The following is a 17112-nucleotide window of genomic DNA, read 5'->3' on the forward strand; positions in this document are numbered from 1 at the left end:
CATTCGGCGACGGATCAGGGCAGGGAAGAAACCCAGACCGATTCGGTGGCCCGGGTGCCGAGCCGGATCACCGAGTCGCTGCCGTTCGCCGAGACCTCCAAGGTATCGGAAAACGGGGCGCCGGTGGCGATGGTTAGCCGCGCGCCGACCGTGATGCCGTTCTCGGAGAAATACTGCAAAAGTTCGGAATCCGAGTCGGAGATCCGCTCCACCGTCACCTTTTGCCCCGGCTGCGCTTCGGCGAGCAGGATTGCGACCGGAGTGGAGACCGCGCCCTCCGCGGTGGGAATCGGATCCCCATGCGGATCACGGGTCGGGTGCCCGAGCAGCTCGTCGATGCGCTGAATCATGAATTCCGAAACCGCATGTTCAAGTTGCTCGGCCTCATCGTGGACCTGGTCCCAGCGGTAGCCGAGCATCTGCACCAGGAAAGTCTCGATCAACCGGTGCCGGCGCACCATGGTGACGGCGTATTCACGGCCGCGCGCGGTCAGCGAGACCGCGCCATAGGGCGCGTGGTCCAATAAGCCTTGCTGACGCAGCTTGGCCATGGCACCGGATACCGTGGACAGCTTCACCCCGGCCTTCTCGGCGATGACGGTTGGGGTCACCGGCTCATCAGACCATTCATTCAGACTGAAAATGATCTTGAGATAATTCTGCGCACTATCCGAAAGCTGAGTTACCGACACGCTTTCATCATAGTCAACTGCGCGCACCGGGCGCAGGGGAGCCGCCGATCCGGCGGAATAAATCTGAGTTTTTCGGTGACCAGTTCGTGCTTCCTTCGAAACTTGCTGGTCGCGGGCGGGTCCCCGGCGTGCGCCGGGTTTGCTCATGTGGATGACGCAGGGCCGGCCTTGACTAGAAATCTTTCGTAGGGAAGACTGTGTAATCGATTCCATGGAATCGATTACATGAGTAAGCAAGGGAGCTTATCGGCCATGAATGCGGTCACCATCAAGGACGTCGCCAGCGCAGCAGGTGTATCTGTTGCCACCGCCTCGCGCGTCCTCTCCGGTCACCCGGCCACCTCTCCGGCCTCCCGCTCCAAGGTCGAGGCAGCAGCCAGCGAGCTGGGCTTCATGCCCAACGCGCAAGCCCGCTCCCTGCGCTCCACTAAAACGGACTCCATCGCCTTGCTCATCTCCGATGTGCGCAACCCCTACTTCTCCGACTTGGCGCACTCTGTGGAACAGCATGCGCGGGCCGCGGGCCTGATGACCTTCATGGGCAACGCCAACGAAGACTCCACCCAGCAAGACGACTTCCTGGCAACCATGCTTTCGCGCCGCGTGGACGGGCTGATCATCGTCCCGCAAGGCCTGGACGAAGAAGCCGATGCGCCCAGCTTGATGATGCACCGCGTCCTTTCCAGCGGCATCCCCACGGTCTTCGTGGACCGCGCGCTGCGCGGAAGCAGCGTCCCGGCAATCACCACGGACAGCACCGAGGCGGTCCACCAAGCGGTAGCCACGCTCAAGGATCTGGGCCACACCAAGATCGCGTTCATCGGCGGGCCGAAGCACGCTTCCACCGCGCTGGAACGCTACAGCTCCTTCAAGTCGGCGCTTGCCGCGAACGGCCTGCAGCACGACGAAGCGCTGCACTTCGTCGGCGACTTCAAGCCCGCCTCCGGTGCCGAGGCGGCGCGCTGGCTGCTGAACCACGGCGCCAAGCCAAGCGCCGTGATCATCGCCGACGCGCCGATGGCCATCGGCGCGCTCACCGTCTGGCGCGAAGCGGGCCTCCGCGTGGGCGCCGAGCTGTCGGTGATCACCTTCGATGAGGTCGACGCGATGCTGCTGCATGACCCGCCGATCGCCACGATCAGCCACGATCTGGGGCTTATGGGAAAGCTCGCGGTCGCCTCCCTGACCGCGGTCATGCAGGGCGAGAACCCGGCACCCCACGAGCTGCAAAGCAAATTTACCGCGCGCGCCTCGGTGGCCGCTCAAGCAACACCAGTGATGGAAGGAAAGCCACGCCCATGAGTAATGACGCTCTACTGGTCCTGGACCGGGTCTGCAAATCGTTCGGCCCCGTCCAAGTGATCGACGAAGTCACAGTGGAGGTCCACGCCGGCAAGGTCTCGGTCCTGCTGGGCGAAAACGGCGCGGGCAAGTCCACCCTGATCAAGATGATCGCCGGAGTGCACACCGCGGACTCCGGGCGGATCCTGATGGACGGCAAGGAAGTGAAGATCCCGGATACCAAGGCCTCCGAGGCCCTGGGCATCGCCACCATCCACCAGGAACTGAACCTGGTGCCTTCGATGAGCATCGCCGAGAACATCACCCTGGGCCGAGTGCCGCGCCGCTTTGGCATCATCAACCGCCGCGAGATGCGCCGCATCGCCCGCGAGGCTCTGGACCAGCTGGGGTTGAACCTCGATGTGAACACCCCGGTGGGGGACCTCGGCCTGGCCGAGCAGCAGCTGGTGGAGATCGCCAAGGCACTGTCCCTGGACGCCCGCGTGCTGATTCTCGACGAGCCGACCGCGGCGCTGACCAACGCGGAAATCGCAGGCCTCTTCGAGGTAGTGAACCAGCTCAAGGCCAAGGGCGTGGGCATGGTGTTCATCAGCCACCACCTGGATGAGATCGCCGAGATCGGCGACTTCGTCAACGTGCTGCGCGACGGCAAATTCATTGCCACCGTGCCCGCGGACACCGACGAGAGCGAACTGGTGCGCCTGATGGTCGGCCGCGATATCGACGCCCAGTTCCCGCGCCAGGCAACCGTTCCCGGGGACACCGCGCTGCTGAGCGTGGAAAATCTGTCCCTCGGCGCGCTGGAGAACATCTCGCTGTCGGTCCGCCCCGGCGAGGTCGTCGCCCTGGCCGGGTTGATGGGAGCCGGGCGCACCGAACTGATCCGCGCGATCGCCGGCGCGGACAAGTACTCTTCGGGAACCGTGAAGATCGCCGGCAAAAAACTGCCGAGCAACGACGTCGCGGCAGCCACCCGCGCGGGCCTGGGCCATGTGCCCGAGGACCGCAAAACCCAGGGGCTGGTGCTGGACGCCTCGGTAGCCGAGAACATCGGCTACGCCACGATGGCGGCCACCGCCAAGGGCGGGCTGGTGGACCGCAAGGGCCAGCGGGCGCGCGCCGAGTCCGTCGCCGTCCGGCTGCGCATCCGCATGGGAAATATCGACCAGCCGATCCGCTCGCTCTCCGGTGGCAACCAGCAGAAGGCGGTGTTCGGACGCTGGTTCTCCGCCGGCGCGAAGGTGCTGCTGCTCGATGAGCCAACCCGCGGCGTGGACGTCGGGGCAAAGGTGGAGATCTACGAACTGATCAATGAGATCACCGCCTCCGGGGGCTGCGTGCTGATGGCCTCCAGCGAACTGCCCGAAGTGCTGGGCATGTCCGACCGCGTCCTGGTGATGAGCCAGGGGCGCATCGCCGGGGAACTAGCCACCGAACAAGCCACTCAAGACAGCATCATGGCCTTGGCCGTGAGCAATGTGCACCGCGAAGATGAAATGGGAAAGAAGTAATGAGCAGCGTAGCCACCACCCCCAAGAAGGGCTTTGACTTCAAGGCATTCCTTGCCAACAACGGTGCCCTAGTCGGCCTGGTTGTTCTTTGCCTTGCCATGTTCATCGCGACCCCGCGCTTCTTGACCGGGCCGAACTTGATGAACATCGGCATCCAGGTCTCCACCATCGCGGTGATGGCCTTCGGCATGACCTTCGTGATCGTCGCGGCCGGCATCGACCTGTCCGTCGGCTCCATCGCCGCGATCTCGGCGATGACCTCCTCCTACTGGGTGACCACCGCCGGACTGCCCGACGGGCTGTCGATTATCGTCGGCCTGGCCATCGGCGGACTGTGCGGTTGGGTCACCGGGGCGATGAGCGCCTTCGGCAAGCTGCCCACCTTCATCGCCTCGCTGGCGATGCTCACCATCGTGCGCGGGTTGACCTTGGTCATCTCCGACGGACGGCCGATCGCCACCGGCGACGCGGTGTCCTGGCTGGGCGGGGACCTGGGCTTCATGCCGGTGCCGATCCTGATCCTGATCGTCTCGGGCCTGGTCGCGGCGTTCGTGCTGAACCGCACCATCATCGGCAAAAACGCCTTCGCCGTGGGCGGCAACACCGAAGCCGCCCGGCTCTCCGGAATCCCGGTCAAGCGCGTGCTGGTCACCGTCTTCGTCATCTCCGGCATCTTCGCCGCGCTCTCGGGCATGATCCTGGCCGGACGCCTGGATTCGGCGCAGCCGACCCTCGCCAGCGGCTACGAGCTGGATGCCATCGCCGCGGTAGTCATCGGCGGCGCCTCGCTATCCGGCGGCGTCGGACGCATCTCCGGCACGCTGATCGGCGCGCTGGTCCTGGCGGTCATCCGCAACGGCCTGAACCTGCTCTCGGTCTCCGCCTTCTGGCAGCAGGTCGTCATCGGCCTGGTCATCGCGATCGCCGTGGGCTTCGACGTGCTGCGCCGCAAGAACGTGCGCCACTAAGACTTTTATTGATCAACCACCCAACATTTAGTTCAAAGGAGAACCCGATGAAGCACATCGTACGCAAGACCACCGTCCTGACCCTGGGACTAGCCCTCGTACTCGGCGCCAGCGCCTGTGGCCGCGGCGAAGCGGCCGCCGAGGGCGGCAAGGCGACCCTGGCCGTATCGACCCTGAACAACCCATTCTTCGTAGACCTGCGTGACGGCGCAGAAGCCGAGGCCCAGGCGCAGGGCATCGAGCTGTCGGTGGTCGACGCGCAGAACGACTCGGCCAGCCAGGCGAACCAGCTGGCCACCGCCGCCACCGACGGCAGCGCCGGGGTCATCATCAACGCAGTGGACACCGAAACCGCGGAAGCCGGTCTGGCTCCGGTAGTCGCGGCCGAGCTTCCGATCGTCGCCGTTGACCGCTCGGTGGGAGAGACCAAGGTCGCTTCCTTCGTCGCCTCGGACAATGTCGCCGGCGGCGAGCAGGCGGCCAAGGCACTGGCGGAAGCCCTCGACGGCAAGGGCAAAATCATCATCCTTGAGGGTGTGCCAGGGGCTTCGGCAACCAACGAGCGCGGCGAAGGCTTCACCAAGGGCCTGAAGGAATTCGCAGATATCGAGGTCGTTTCCAGCCAGACCGCCAACTTCGACCGTGCCGAGGCACTGGACGTGGTCACCAACCTGATGCAGTCCAACCCGGACGCCGCCGGCGTGCTGGCCATGAACGACGAAATGGCCCTCGGAGCCATCCAGGCGCTGGGCGACAAGGCCGGCGAGGACGTCAAGGTTGTCGGCTTCGATGGCACCGAGGACGGCTTCAAGGCAGTCGAGGCAGGAACCCTCGTTGCCACCATCGCGCAGAACCCAGCCGAGCTGGGCAAGCAGTCGGTGCAGATCCTGGCCAAGGCCATGAAGGACGAAGCCGTCGAAGAGACCGTTCAGGTCGCGGTAGACACCGTTGACACCGAAAACGTCGCCGAGTACGCCACCAAGTAATTCCAGGCAGCACCCCTTTCGTCGGTCGAGAGCCAATGCGGCTACAACAAGCTAAGGAAAAATCATGAAGGACAACGTACAAGTCACCATCGTTGGATCGAGCAATGTGGACATCACCGCACTGATGAACCGCCTGCCCGGCCCCGGTGAGACCGTGTTGGCCGATTCCTACCAGCTCTCGCCCGGCGGCAAAGGGGCCAACCAGGCGCTGGCCGCTGCGCTGGCCGGCGCCGCCACCGAATTCATCGGCGCCGTTGGCAACGACTCCCACGCCGAAATCGCTCTGGGGCAGCTCGAAGAGGCCGGGGTGAAGCTGGATCGCGTGGCCCGCGCCAGCGAGCCCACCGGTGTGGCGATCATCCAGGTGGATGCGGCCGCGGAGAATTCCATCGCGGTGGTTTCCGGAGCCAACTCGACGGTGACCGCGGACGCGGTCAGCGCGGCCGGCGAGTTGCACGGGATCCTGGTGCTGCAGGGCGAGATCCCTGCCTCCGGCATCAAGGCAGCCATGGATTCGGCCACCGACCGGGTTGTGCTCAACCTGGCGCCGGTGATCGAACTGGACCGCGAGTACCTGCTGAAGGCCAACCCGCTGGTGGTCAACGAGCATGAGGCCGAAGCCGTGCTGCAGCAGCTGAACCCGCACCCTGCCCGCCGCTTCGACAGCAAATATGAGCGCCTCGCCGGAATGCTGGTTGATGAGGGCATCGCCAGCGTGGTCATCACGCTCGGTGCCAACGGTTGCCTGGTCGCCGACCGGGTCCCAATAGAAAACGGCGGAGTCCAAGTTCGCGTGCTGCCAGCGGTCAAGGTCAAGGCCGTGGACACAACCGGTGCCGGCGACGCCTTTACCGGTGCGCTGGCCGCCCGCTTGGCCAACGGCGATAGCTTGGCTCAAGCCGCAGAATTTGCGGGCAAGTTCGCAGCCCTGACCGTGCAGGCGCACGGTGCCCAGGCCTCCTACCCGCGTTCGCTAGAGAACCTCTAAGACCATTTCGAGCAAGACCTAAGGAAGCCTTCGTGCTGAAATCCGAAATCCTCAACGCCCCGCTGCTTGGCGCACTGGCCAAGTGCGGGCACACCGACACCGTGGTGATCGCCGATTGCGGCCTGCCGATTCCGGAAGGTCCGGTGGTCATCGATCTGGCGCTGACTCCGGGTCTGCTCAGCTTCGAGCAGGTGCTTCAGGTGCTGAGCCGCAACATGGTGATTGAGCAAAGCACCCTGGCTGCAGAGGCCGAGGGCGGGGTGGTCCAGGAACTGTGCGTGTCGCGGGGGCTCGAGCCGGGGTTCATCTCCCATGAGGAGCTGAAAGCCGCATTGCCCCAGGCCAAGATCGTTGTGCGCACCGGGGAAGCGACCCCCTACGCAAACGTGATTCTGCACTGCGGCGTGGCTTTCTGATCGACCAGCTTCCAGTCGGTGCCAACAGCCTGCCGGCACCGGCTTTGCTGTCTGCCAGACAGAGAAATGCATTGGAACATCAACTGATCGGCAGTCCACTGCAAACCTAATTCGCGTGCACCCGGTAGCTCAGTAAGGGGATATGTGCTTGGTTCTCTTCTGGTGGGTTAGTCGAGACGAGCTGCTGTTGACGGGAGCTTGGATTAGCATCGCGCACAGCGCTTCACTCGCAAGCGCACCGGAATGAGCATGGTGTTAGCGTCATGCCGATCTTTTATGGAGGATAGCCAATGAAGATAGCTTTTTATGCAGCATTTGCTGCTATGGCGATCGGCGCGGCAACTGTGATCCTGACCGTGCCAGCACTATTCCATGAACCTAGCCAGTTGCAAGCAGGCTTGGTAATTTGGGCGGGAATAATATTCTTGGCTGGGCTTACCATCGTGAAGCTGCTGAAGTACGTGGCCACGAACGAAGCTTGATGCTTCTGTTCCCAGATTCTGACAGGGCTTCCTCATGTTTGCCGGCTACGCGGGGGAAGCCCAGATAGTTGTTTCACAAGCTGGTCCCTAGAATTGGCCTCATGAGGCAACGCAAGATGGCAGGACGACACGGTGAGGTTTTTTCCCTTATTGCGCCCGAAGCCGGGCTCTTGCTCGGCGCCGGACGGGCGATCCTGCTGCAACTCGCCCACCCGCAGATTGGCTTGGCCATCGCCAAGCATTCTGATTTTGCTTCGAATCCGCTCGGCCGGTTGATCCATACCCTTGGCTATATTTACGCGCTGAGCAACGGGACCCCAGAACAGCAAAGAACCATCATCGACTACGTGAACACCGCGCATCAACCGGTACACGGTACGCGAAACCCCGATCGGGAAACTCCGGCCTACTCGGCGATGGACCCAAAATTGCAGATGTGGGTTGCCGCAACCCTCTATGACTCGGCACGGGTTATCGCCGCCGAAATCCTCCCCATGGCTGAATCCAGCGACAACGAGAACCTGTACCGGCAGTACGCCGCTCTGGGTGATGCTCTGCAAATGCCGGCTCACTTCTGGCCGGACAGCCTTGGCGAATTTGATGAGTATTTCGACCGAACCCTCAACACGCTGAGCGTCACTCCACAGACTCGTCGCCTGGCCGATGAACTCTTTTTGGGTAGCAACGCCCCGTGGTGGATCCGCATTGGACTGCCCTTGATGCGCGATGTGACCATCGCCCAGCTTCCACCCACGGTGCGCGAACAATTCGGCTACGAGCTTTCCGCGAAGGCCGCCAAACGCAACGCGCGAGCCATCTCCTTCGTGCGGTTGGCCACGCGGATATTGCCCAAATTTATCAGGCACGCGCCAATGCGATGGATGCTACGTCATGTGGACCGGATGGGCTAGCCGCCGGTCTTTGCTTGGCCAACATCTTGGAGTCTGCCTGGAAACAGGATGCGTGGCAAGGCAAGCAGCAAGAACAACGTCACCAGGATCAACGAGCCACCGATCCAAGCACCGGTTTCCCAGCCGAAGAATACCTGCAACACGAACCAGACGCAGCCAGAGACAAGCAATCCCACCCCGATACCCACGATTTTTAGCACGATATGGCCAAGGTTTACCGTTTTTTCCTTCAGCCGCTGGCCAAAGAAAAAGCGGTGAACGGCCACGGGGGTAATCAGTAGCAGGATCAGCAGGGTCGCAGCGACCAGCAAGACGACGTAAACAATTTCATCCTTGTGGGTGAGCACTTCAAATCTCGCCTGGAAAGGCAGGACCACCAAAAAAGCTGCCAGAATCTGCAGACCTGTCTGCATCACGCGCATTTCCTGGAGCAATTCGTTCCATTGGCGATGCGGGGCACCATCGCTGGTATCTGGATGGGAACGCTTATTCATCACAGCTCTCCTCGATCAGAAGGCGACCGCCAGCGGAACAGGTTCGCCAGCTGAGGCTACGCCAATTTTCTTGAAACTAGACAAGACGTCGGGTTGCAGACTTTCCAAACTGTCGGCCTTCATGGGTAATTTGAGTATCCCAGTAGGAAAACTATAAGGGAGGTCATGATGAAACTCGAGAACGAAGCACGCATTCAGCCAGATATCTGGACCATGCCTGACAAAGGACTCTCGTGGTGCGACTGCGGCGCGGCGCATGAACTCAGCGCCGACATTGTGTACGGATTCGCCGAAGTGCTCAGGCTGGATACACGTGGGGCGATGACGCACCCCCAGCTGGTTGAACTCACCATGGAGGTATGGAACTTTGAAGCGGTTTGTCGTTTCTTCCACCTCGCCTTGAACGAAGCGACACAATTTATCCACGGCACCGTAGCTGAGGAATATCCGTTCGCCGAAGGGATCGATATCGTCGGATACTTCTCGAAAACCTGGCAAGGCTGCCCGGCGGCAGAGTGCCGTGGCGATGACTAGCCAGAGCGACCGGACAGGTTCGGGTAACTAGCGTTCACAAGAGCCAATCGCACGGCGTGGAAATTGGGCGGTGAGGCTCGCGGCGCATACTGTGGGGAAGATGAAGAGTATTGCACCGAGCCAGGCGGCGGCAAACCATGACGGATACATCCATGTGCGCGGCGCAAACGAGAATAACTTGGATAACGTGGAAGTGCGGATACCGCGCGACGCGATTGTGGCTTTCACCGGGGTCTCCGGCTCAGGAAAGTCTTCCTTGGCCTTTGGCACAATTTTCGCCGAATCCCAGCGGCGCTTCCTCGAATCTGTAGCGCCCTATGCGCGCCGATTGATCGCCCAAGGCCATGCCCCGAAGGTTGAATTCATCTCTGGTCTGCCGCCGGCGGTCGCCTTGCAGCAGCGTCGGGGGACCGCCAGCTCCCGGTCCAGCGTCGGGACGCTGACCACGTTGTCCAACTCGGTGCGGATGCTCTACTCACGTGCCGGGGATTACCCGCAAGGAGCGGCCCGGCTCGATTCGGATGCCTTCTCCACGAATACCGCTGTCGGCGCATGCCAACAATGCCATGGAGTGGGCACGGTGCACTCGGTCAGCGAGCAGTCGCTGGTTCCCGAACCATCGCTGAGCATCCGGGACGGCGCGATTGCCGCCTGGCCGGGAGCCTGGCAGGGTAAAAACCTGCGCGATATCACCACCCACCTCGGCCACGACATTGACGTTGCCTTCGGCAGCTTGCCGAAGGAAACGCGTGACTGGCTGCTCTTCACCGAGGAGCAACCGGTGGTCGAGGTGACCCCCGAAAGAGATCGTGTAGCAAAACCATATAAGGGACGGTTCTGGAGCGCCGAACGCTATGTGCGCCATACCGTGGCGACCTCCAAGAGCGAGAATTTACGCGCCAAGGCGTTGGCCTTCATGCATTCGCAACCCTGCGCCGAGTGCTCCGGGACGGGGTTCCGCCGCGACTCGCTTCGGGTGAAGTTCGCCGAGCTGGACATTGCCGAATTCAACGCGCGCTCGTTGCAATCCTTGGCTGAGCTCTTGCGCCCCTTCGCGACCGTGACCGGTGGCGAGGCCCAAGCCGATGTGGTGAGCATGATCAGCACCGACCTGCTCGCCAGAATCGAAGTGCTCCTAGAACTCGGGCTGGGGTACCTGAGCCTAGACCGCAGTACTCCAACCCTTTCACCGGGGGAGATGCAGCGGCTACGCATTGCCACGCAGCTGCGTGCCGGATTATTTGGCGTCATCTATGTGCTGGACGAACCCTCGGCGGGGCTGCATCCGGCCGATGTGCAACCGCTGATCGAGGTGCTTTCCGCCTTGAAGGACGAGGGTAATTCGGTGTTCGTGGTGGAACACAATATGGACGTGGTCACCCGCGCCGAGTGGATCGTTGATGTGGGACCCGGGGCGGGCAGCGGTGGTGGCCAGGTGCTTTATAGCGGGGAGGTCGCCGGCCTGGCTCAGGTCGAAAAGTCGGTGACTCGCCGGTTCTTGGACGCTTCTCCGGCACCGGCGCGCAACCTGCGCAACGCCACCGACTGGCTGGAACTGCGCGGGGTGAACCTGCACAACCTGGTGGATGTCGACGCGAAATTCCCCTTGGGTGTTTTCTGCGCGGTGACCGGTGTATCAGGTTCGGGAAAATCCAGTCTGGTCTCCGGGGCGCTGGCCCAAGGCGCGGGCGGTCCGGCCGTACCAGCCCAAGATGAACCCGAAGATGCACCGGTGCAGGCTGTCATCAAGGAAGTGACCGGGGCGGGTCAGATCAATCGGGTGGTGCTGATGGATCAGAAACCCATCGGACGTACCCCGCGTTCCAACGTGGCCACGTATACCGGCCTGTTCGACGCGGTCCGCAAGACCTTCGCCGACCAGCCACTGGCGCGTGAACGCAGTTACGGGGCAGGCCGGTTTTCCTTCAACGTCGCCGGCGGCCGCTGCGAGAACTGTCTGGGCGAGGGCTTCTTGGAGATCGAGTTGCTCTTCCTTCCCGGCACCTATGGACCATGTCCGCAGTGCCAGGGAACCCGGTACAACGAACAGACCTTGGAGGTCGAATACCAAGGGAAGAACATTGCGCAGGTGTTGGAGCTGAGCGTTGCTCAGGCAGAGGAATTCCTGGCCGGAATTCCGGCCGCGGCCCGTGCGCTGGCGACTTTGCGGGAGGTCGGGTTGGGCTACCTGTCATTGGGACAGCCGGCCACCGAAATGTCTGGTGGTGAGGCCCAGCGGATCAAGCTGGCCACCGAACTGCAACGCCAGCGCCGTGGTCATACCCTGTATCTGCTGGACGAGCCGACCACCGGGTTGCACCCTGCCGACGTGCAGCTGTTGGTGGCGCAACTGCACCAGCTGGTGGACCAAGGACATACCGTGATCGTGGTGGAACACCATATGGATGTCGTCGCAGCCAGCGATTGGGTGATCGATTTGGGGCCAGCCGGAGGGGACGGAGGCGGACGAATTATCGCCGCGGGAACACCGCACCAGGTGGCGCAGAACCAGGCCAGCCGGACCGCGCAATTCCTCGCACTTCGGCTGGCCGGAGACGACAGCTAACTAGTTGCCGCGAAGCTGCGCGTACGGCGGACTCTGCACGCCATCGGCAATTGCTTCGGCTGGGTCATCACCGAGATGAATCATCTTGTTTTGACCATCCACGTGGACCACGCTTGGCACGTAGGCGCGGGCCTCGGCGTCCTGCATCTGCGCGTAGCTGATGATGATCACCAGGTCTCCCGGATGAACTAGGTGGGCGGCGGCACCGTTGATGCCGATCACGCCGCTGCCTGGCTCGCCGGCAATGGTGTAGGTTTCCAGACGTGCCCCATTGGTGACATCCACGATGCTGACTAGTTCGCCCGGCAGGATATCCGAGGCCGCAAGCAGTTCGGAATCGATGGTGATCGAGCCGACGTAGTGCAGGTCGGCCTGGGTGACGGTCGCCCGATGGATTTTGGACTTAAACATGGTGCGTTGCATGGAACGAGTTCCCAATCTAAAAGAAGGTTTGCCGTGCCAGTTTACTACCCGGCACGGCAAACTTCCTGTGGGCTATCGTCCCTGTGCGCGATGCAAGGCCTCAAGTACCGTTCCGTCGGCTACCAATCCGTAGGCCGCTTCGAGCTCTGCGGAGAGGAACCGATCCTCGCCGGGGCCGGCAACTTTGGTGCGCAAAACGTCGTGCACGGCTCCGGTGACCGGTGCCGGGGTCAGCGGCTGGCGCAGGTCCAAGGCCCGCGCGGCAACCACTAATTCGATGCTCAGCACTCGGCGCAGATTGTCTACCGCGGTGCGCAGCTTGCGGGCCGCGTGCCAACCCAAAGACACGTGGTCTTCCTGCATGGCAGAAGACGGAATCGAATCAACGCTCGCTGGCACAGCCAATCGCTTATTCTCCGCAACCAGTCCGGCCTGCGTGTACTGTGCGATCATCATGCCCGAATCAACTCCGGGATCATCGGCGAGGAATGCTGGCAAGTCCCGCGAACGTGCCGGATCAAGCATTCGGTCGGTGCGGCGTTCGGCGATGGACCCTAGATCGGCCACGGCGATTGCCAGGAAATCCAATACGTAGGCAACCGGGGCACCGTGGAAGTTTCCGTTGGAAGAAACCTCACCGGTTGACAGCACCACCGGATTGTCGATGGCGGCGGCCAATTCGCGGGTGGCGACCATGCGGGCGTGGGTGATGGTGTCGCGAACGGCCCCGGTGACTTGCGGAGAGCAGCGCAACGAATAGGCGTCCTGCACCCGGCCATCGCCCTCGCGGTGCGAGGCGACCAGCTCGGAGCCGTCCAGCGCGGCGAACATGTTGGCGGCGCTCACTGCCTGGCCGGGGTGCGGCCGCAATGGTTCGTGGAGTTCGGGGCGGTACACCTGATCGGTGCCGAACTGGGCCTCGACGCTCATCGCAGCGCTGAGATCGGCAATGTCAGCCAAATCTTCCAGATCGGCCAATGCCATCAGCAACATGCCCAACATTCCGTCGGTGCCGTTGACCAGCGCAAGACCTTCCTTTTCTGCAAGCTCCAAAGGCGTAATGCCCGCTTCTGCAAGGAGTTCGGGAACCGGACGGATCACTCCATGCTTATCGGTGGCCTCACCTTCACCCATCAACACCAGCGCACAGTGCGACAGCGGTGCGAGGTCACCGGAGCAACCCAGCGAACCGTATTCGCGCACCAGCGGTGTGATCCCGGCATTAAGCAGCGCCACCATGGTCTCTAGAACTATCGGGCGCACACCGGTGTGGCCGCTCGCCAGGGTTTTGGCGCGTAAGAACATCAAGGCACGAACCACTTCACGTTCCACCGGTGCACCCATGCCAGCAGCGTGCGAGCGAATCAGCGAGCGCTGCAGCTTGGCGCGGTCTTCCGGAGCGATGTGCCGGGTGGCCAATGCACCAAAGCCCGTGGAAATCCCGTATACCGGAGTTTCGGATGCAGCCAACGCATCGATATGTGCGCGAACCTCGGCCAATTTCTCGCTGACTTCAGCTGAAATATCAACGTGGATATCCTGACGAGCCACGCGCAATACATCCTGTGCGGTGGCGTTCGATAGGCGAAGCGTCACCGAAGGTTGGTTGGAATTCATTGAAGCTCTTCCGTTCGTTCGTGAAGTTGTCTCTGCCATCTATTCTTCGCCAGATACCTCACAGATTCTCGTACTCTGGTGCTCATCTGTCTGGTATCTCGGACATAGCGGCGAAGCGGATTCTAGATTTATAAATTTCAAAAATGTTCACCTCGTTGTCGCAAATCAATTCCCTAATTTCGCATATTTCATTCTGTGGCAGAAAGCGTGAGTGATAGTTACGAGAATTTCGCGAATTGACTTCATGAATACCAAAACTATGTTGAAGTTGACGTAAGCTCTGGAGACCAAAGCACAAAGACGTGACATGGCTTTGTTAACAAACCGGTTAACGATGCAACGAAGAACGAGCGAAGGACCGGCAACCGTGAGCGCAAGGTTGACCACAATGAAGAATCAAGTAACAGCAACACCAGAAAGCGCTTGGCGAAAGCGCAAGGATGCATGGGAGCACCTGGGATATGTACTTGGCGAGATCATTCGCGGTATCGACGACAAGGTCTCCGGCGAGCAGCATGAGCACGAGGCTACGCAACTACTGAGCCTCCTTTCTGCCATTGAACCCTACTGGGCCACGCCGGGCTTAGACTACTTCAACGAAGTTGAAACGTTGATGCACGAAGGCCACTTCCGTGATGCGCTGAGCAAGGTATATCTGGCGAATCAGTCCTTCCGGACGCAGACCCAATACATCGACGGCGAAAGCAACGACAGCGACGCGGAGGAAGCCGAGGCTGCTGCCCAAAGCAACGAGCTGGGCGGTGGTGAACCACGAGCAATCCATCGGAAGTTCGTCCCCAAGGTCGAAATTCTGTTGGTGGACAATGGTCCATCCGATGAGATTGAGCGATTCAAGATCGAGATGCTCGAACAGCGTCAGCGAACCGATTCATTCAACTACAGCTTCGTTGTCGTGCCCAGCGTCGAGGACGCGCTGGCCGCGATTGTCATCAACCCGACCATTCAGGCGGTTGTACTCACCGCCCGCTTCGAATTGGACACTCGGCGCCGGCTGAGCTCCACCCTAGGAAAGTACGTGTCACGGCATACAGCCGGACACTTTTCCACGGCAAGGCAAATCGACCGGATCTTGGATTTGGAAGAGATCATCGATCTGCTCCGCCCAGAGATCCCGGTCTACCTGATCGCCGGCGTTGCACTTGAATCTATCGCGCACGAGATTACCGGTCGCTTCAAGCGCATCTTCTCACGCAACGACGGCATGGATCTGCATCTGTCGATCATCGCCGAGGTGCTCGAACGCTACAACACTCCGTTCTTCCACGCGCTACAAAAGTACGCCAAACGCCCCGGCGGGGTATTCCACGCGATGCCGATTTCTCGCGGCGGGTCGGTGCAGAACTCGCCATGGGCACGAGACTTGGTGGACTTCTACGGGAAGAACCTGCTGTTGGCCGAAACCTCTGCCACTTCCGGAGGATTGGATTCCCTCTTGGATCCGCAGAGCTCCATCAAGGAAGCCCACGAGCTGGCGGCCCGCGCCTTCAACAGCCACCGCACCTACTTCGTCACCAACGGCACTTCCACCGCGAACAAGATCGTTCACCAGTCGATCCTTGCGCCCGGTGACATCGTGCTAGTTGACCGCAACTGCCATAAATCACACCATTACTCCCTGGTGCTCGCCGGTGCAAGCGTCAGCTACCTGGAGGCCTACCCGCTGAACGAGCACTCCATGTATGGTGCCGTATCGCTGGAAGAAATCAAGGGACGGCTGTTGCAGTTGCGCCGCGAAGGCCTGCTGCACAAGGTCAAAATGCTCACATTGACCAACTGCACCTTCGACGGGATTATTTACGATCCGCGTCGCGTGATGGAAGAGTGTTTGGCCATCAAGCCAGATCTGGTCTTCCTATGGGATGAAGCGTGGTTCGCTTTCGCCGGATTCCATCCTGTCTACCGTCAACGCACCGGTATGTCTGCGGCCCAACGCATGCAAACGGCGTTTGAGACATCTGAATATCGTGAGCGTTTTGCCGCGCAGCGTACCGAACTGCCCGAACCAGGAACGCTGGATGACCCGGCAAACGATGATGCCTGGCTGAAGACGCGACTGCTCGCCGATCCTGCCAAGACCCGCCTGCGCGTGTATTCGACACAGTCCACGCATAAGACGCTGACCTCACTGCGCCAAGGGTCAATGATTCACATTCACGATCAAGATTTCGCAGAACGTAACCGCAATACGTTCCGCGAGGCCTATATGACGCACACCTCGACCTCGCCGAACTATCAGATCCTCGCCTCGCTTGATATCGGGCGGCGCCAGGCTGAGTTGGAGGGCTATGCGTTGGTGCAGCGCCAGGTTGACTTGGCTCAATCGATCGTCCGGGCGATGTCACGCAATAAGCTGCTCAGCAAGTACTTCCAGGTACTCGATACGAGGGACCTGATCCCGCACCAATACCGTTGCAGCGACACCGGCAACCCAGTTCGTGACGGGTTGGAAGTTTGGGACAGGTCTTGGTCTGAAGATGAATTCGTCGTTGACCCATCAAGATTGACCCTGGACATCAGCCGCACAGGAGTGGATGGAGACACCTTCAAGCACACCTATCTGATGGACGGTCATGCAATTCAGGTCAACAAGACCAGCCGCACCTCGGTCCTGTTGATGACCAACATCGGCACTAACCGTTCGGCGGTGGCCCACCTGATTGAGGTGCTGGTCAAGATCGCCGAAGAGCTGGAGCATAAACGCCGATTGGATGGCCGGGCGCTAGCGGACGGGAAAAAGGTTCCGCCGACGCAGATCCCAATGCCAGATTTCAGCTATTTCGCCGAGGAGTTCAGCGGCGGCGGTGGCAGCGGCGATATGCGTTCGGCCTACTATCTGACCTATAAGGATCCGGCTACGCACTTCATTTTCTCACCAGAGATTCGTCAAAAAATTCAAAGTGGCGAACAGGTAGTCTCGGCGGCGTTCGTTACTCCATATCCTCCAGGATTCCCGGTATTAGTTCCGGGGCAGGTCGTGTCGACGGAGATCCTCGATTACATGGATGTGCTCGATACCCGAGAAATCCACGGATACCACCGTGACTACGGGTACCAGGTCTTTACCCGTGAAGCATTGGCCGAGGTGGCAGCGAAGAAGTCTTGATTCTTCGTATGGGCAGGAATCTCAGCTGAGATTCCTGCCCATACGTTTAGCCCATCGCCGTACATGCAGCTCTTCGAAGCTGGCACTGACAACTGTGA

The 17112-nt window shown here is 60.9% G+C and carries 15 protein-coding genes; 11 read left to right on the plus strand and 4 right to left on the minus strand.

Features of this window, described 5'->3' with window-relative positions; genetic code table 11:
- Positions 1–14 precede the first annotated feature (14 nt).
- Positions 15–692: a metal-dependent transcriptional regulator gene (locus CQ017_RS05730; protein ID WP_105552994.1), complete on the minus strand. Its 678-nt coding sequence runs from the start codon at positions 690–692 to the stop codon at positions 15–17.
- 225 nt (positions 693–917) lie between these two features.
- Between CQ017_RS05730 and CQ017_RS05735 the strand changes: the two genes are divergently transcribed.
- The 8 genes from CQ017_RS05735 to CQ017_RS05770 all read left to right on the plus strand — a co-directional run bounded on the left by CQ017_RS05735 (position 918) and on the right by CQ017_RS05770 (position 8256).
- Entirely contained in the window at positions 918–1994 is a 1077-nt protein-coding gene (locus CQ017_RS05735) for a LacI family DNA-binding transcriptional regulator (protein ID WP_105552924.1), read from the plus strand.
- On the plus strand, positions 1991–3505 hold the full coding sequence (locus CQ017_RS05740; RefSeq protein ID WP_105552925.1) for a sugar ABC transporter ATP-binding protein: 1515 nt from the start codon (positions 1991–1993) through the stop codon (positions 3503–3505). The genes CQ017_RS05735 and CQ017_RS05740 overlap by 4 nt, the downstream gene beginning before the upstream one ends.
- A complete protein-coding gene (locus CQ017_RS05745) occupies positions 3505–4473 on the plus strand; it encodes an ABC transporter permease (RefSeq protein WP_105552926.1) in 969 nt (322 codons plus the stop codon). Before CQ017_RS05740 ends, CQ017_RS05745 begins: the two co-directional genes overlap by 1 nt.
- A 47-nt stretch (positions 4474–4520) precedes the next feature.
- Positions 4521–5459 carry a substrate-binding domain-containing protein gene (locus CQ017_RS05750; RefSeq protein WP_105552927.1) on the plus strand — a complete coding sequence of 313 codons (939 nt, stop codon included), beginning with the start codon at positions 4521–4523 and terminating at the stop codon, positions 5457–5459.
- Between the two features lie 64 nt (positions 5460–5523).
- Positions 5524–6447, plus strand: a complete 924-nt coding sequence (locus tag CQ017_RS05755; RefSeq protein ID WP_105552928.1) for a ribokinase — start codon at positions 5524–5526, stop codon at positions 6445–6447.
- Between the two features lie 32 nt (positions 6448–6479).
- A complete protein-coding gene (gene rbsD / locus CQ017_RS05760; RefSeq protein ID WP_096283090.1) occupies positions 6480–6863 on the plus strand; it encodes a D-ribose pyranase in 384 nt (127 codons plus the stop codon).
- Between the two features lie 290 nt (positions 6864–7153).
- Positions 7154–7345 carry a hypothetical protein gene (locus tag CQ017_RS05765; RefSeq protein ID WP_105552929.1) on the plus strand — a complete coding sequence of 64 codons (192 nt, stop codon included), beginning with the start codon at positions 7154–7156 and terminating at the stop codon, positions 7343–7345.
- 101 nt (positions 7346–7446) lie between these two features.
- Positions 7447–8256, plus strand: a complete 810-nt coding sequence (locus tag CQ017_RS05770) for an oxygenase MpaB family protein (RefSeq protein WP_105552930.1) — start codon at positions 7447–7449, stop codon at positions 8254–8256.
- On the opposite strand, the gene CQ017_RS05775 is transcribed toward CQ017_RS05770, so the two are convergent.
- On the minus strand, positions 8253–8750 hold the full coding sequence (locus CQ017_RS05775; RefSeq protein ID WP_096283087.1) for a DUF6328 family protein: 498 nt from the start codon (positions 8748–8750) through the stop codon (positions 8253–8255). The genes CQ017_RS05770 and CQ017_RS05775 overlap by 4 nt on opposite strands.
- Before the next feature lie 165 nt (positions 8751–8915).
- Here CQ017_RS05775 and CQ017_RS05780 point away from each other — a divergent pair, with 165 nt between their 5' ends.
- Together CQ017_RS05780 and CQ017_RS05785 are read left to right on the plus strand one after the other, a co-directional pair.
- On the plus strand, positions 8916–9284 hold the full coding sequence (locus CQ017_RS05780) for a hypothetical protein (protein ID WP_105552931.1): 369 nt from the start codon (positions 8916–8918) through the stop codon (positions 9282–9284).
- A gap of 100 nt (positions 9285–9384) precedes the next feature.
- Positions 9385–11850 carry an excinuclease ABC subunit UvrA gene (locus CQ017_RS05785; protein ID WP_105552995.1) on the plus strand — a complete coding sequence of 822 codons (2466 nt, stop codon included), beginning with the start codon at positions 9385–9387 and terminating at the stop codon, positions 11848–11850.
- Here the strand turns inward: CQ017_RS05785 and panD are convergent, their stop codons facing one another.
- Entirely contained in the window at positions 11851–12273 is a 423-nt protein-coding gene (gene panD, locus CQ017_RS05790; RefSeq protein WP_096283085.1) for an aspartate 1-decarboxylase, read from the minus strand.
- Between the two features lie 72 nt (positions 12274–12345).
- Positions 12346–13890, minus strand: coding sequence for a histidine ammonia-lyase (gene hutH / locus CQ017_RS05795; protein ID WP_105552932.1), 1545 nt, complete (start codon positions 13888–13890; stop codon positions 12346–12348).
- Between the two features lie 388 nt (positions 13891–14278).
- On the opposite strand from hutH, the gene CQ017_RS05800 reads away from it, so the two are divergent.
- Positions 14279–17014 carry an aminotransferase class I/II-fold pyridoxal phosphate-dependent enzyme gene (locus CQ017_RS05800; protein ID WP_258133512.1) on the plus strand — a complete coding sequence of 912 codons (2736 nt, stop codon included), beginning with the start codon at positions 14279–14281 and terminating at the stop codon, positions 17012–17014.
- The last annotated feature ends 98 nt before the right edge of the window (positions 17015–17112 follow it).

This window comes from Arthrobacter sp. MYb224, from assembly GCF_002975455.1.
Classification (GTDB): Bacteria; Actinomycetota; Actinomycetes; order Actinomycetales; family Micrococcaceae; genus Glutamicibacter.

Excerpts from the sequence above, each read along its gene's own strand:
- CQ017_RS05735 (WP_105552924.1), top strand. The coding sequence starts at position 918 with ATGAGTAAGCAAGGGAGCTTATCGGCCATGAATGCGGTCACCATCAAG.
- CQ017_RS05740 (WP_105552925.1), top strand. The coding sequence starts at position 1,991 with ATGAGTAATGACGCTCTACTGGTCCTGGACCGGGTCTGCAAATCGTTC.
- CQ017_RS05745 (WP_105552926.1), top strand. The coding sequence starts at position 3,505 with ATGAGCAGCGTAGCCACCACCCCCAAGAAGGGCTTTGACTTCAAGGCA.
- CQ017_RS05750 (WP_105552927.1), top strand. The coding sequence starts at position 4,521 with ATGAAGCACATCGTACGCAAGACCACCGTCCTGACCCTGGGACTAGCC.
- CQ017_RS05755 (WP_105552928.1), top strand. The coding sequence starts at position 5,524 with ATGAAGGACAACGTACAAGTCACCATCGTTGGATCGAGCAATGTGGAC.
- CQ017_RS05765 (WP_105552929.1), top strand. The coding sequence starts at position 7,154 with ATGAAGATAGCTTTTTATGCAGCATTTGCTGCTATGGCGATCGGCGCG.
- CQ017_RS05770 (WP_105552930.1), top strand. The coding sequence starts at position 7,447 with ATGAGGCAACGCAAGATGGCAGGACGACACGGTGAGGTTTTTTCCCTT.
- CQ017_RS05775 (WP_096283087.1), bottom strand. The coding sequence starts at position 8,750 with ATGAATAAGCGTTCCCATCCAGATACCAGCGATGGTGCCCCGCATCGC.
- CQ017_RS05780 (WP_105552931.1), top strand. The coding sequence starts at position 8,916 with ATGATGAAACTCGAGAACGAAGCACGCATTCAGCCAGATATCTGGACC.
- CQ017_RS05785 (WP_105552995.1), top strand. The coding sequence starts at position 9,385 with ATGAAGAGTATTGCACCGAGCCAGGCGGCGGCAAACCATGACGGATAC.
- panD (WP_096283085.1), bottom strand. The coding sequence starts at position 12,273 with ATGCAACGCACCATGTTTAAGTCCAAAATCCATCGGGCGACCGTCACC.
- hutH (WP_105552932.1), bottom strand. The coding sequence starts at position 13,890 with ATGAATTCCAACCAACCTTCGGTGACGCTTCGCCTATCGAACGCCACC.
- CQ017_RS05800 (WP_258133512.1), top strand. The coding sequence starts at position 14,279 with ATGAAGAATCAAGTAACAGCAACACCAGAAAGCGCTTGGCGAAAGCGC.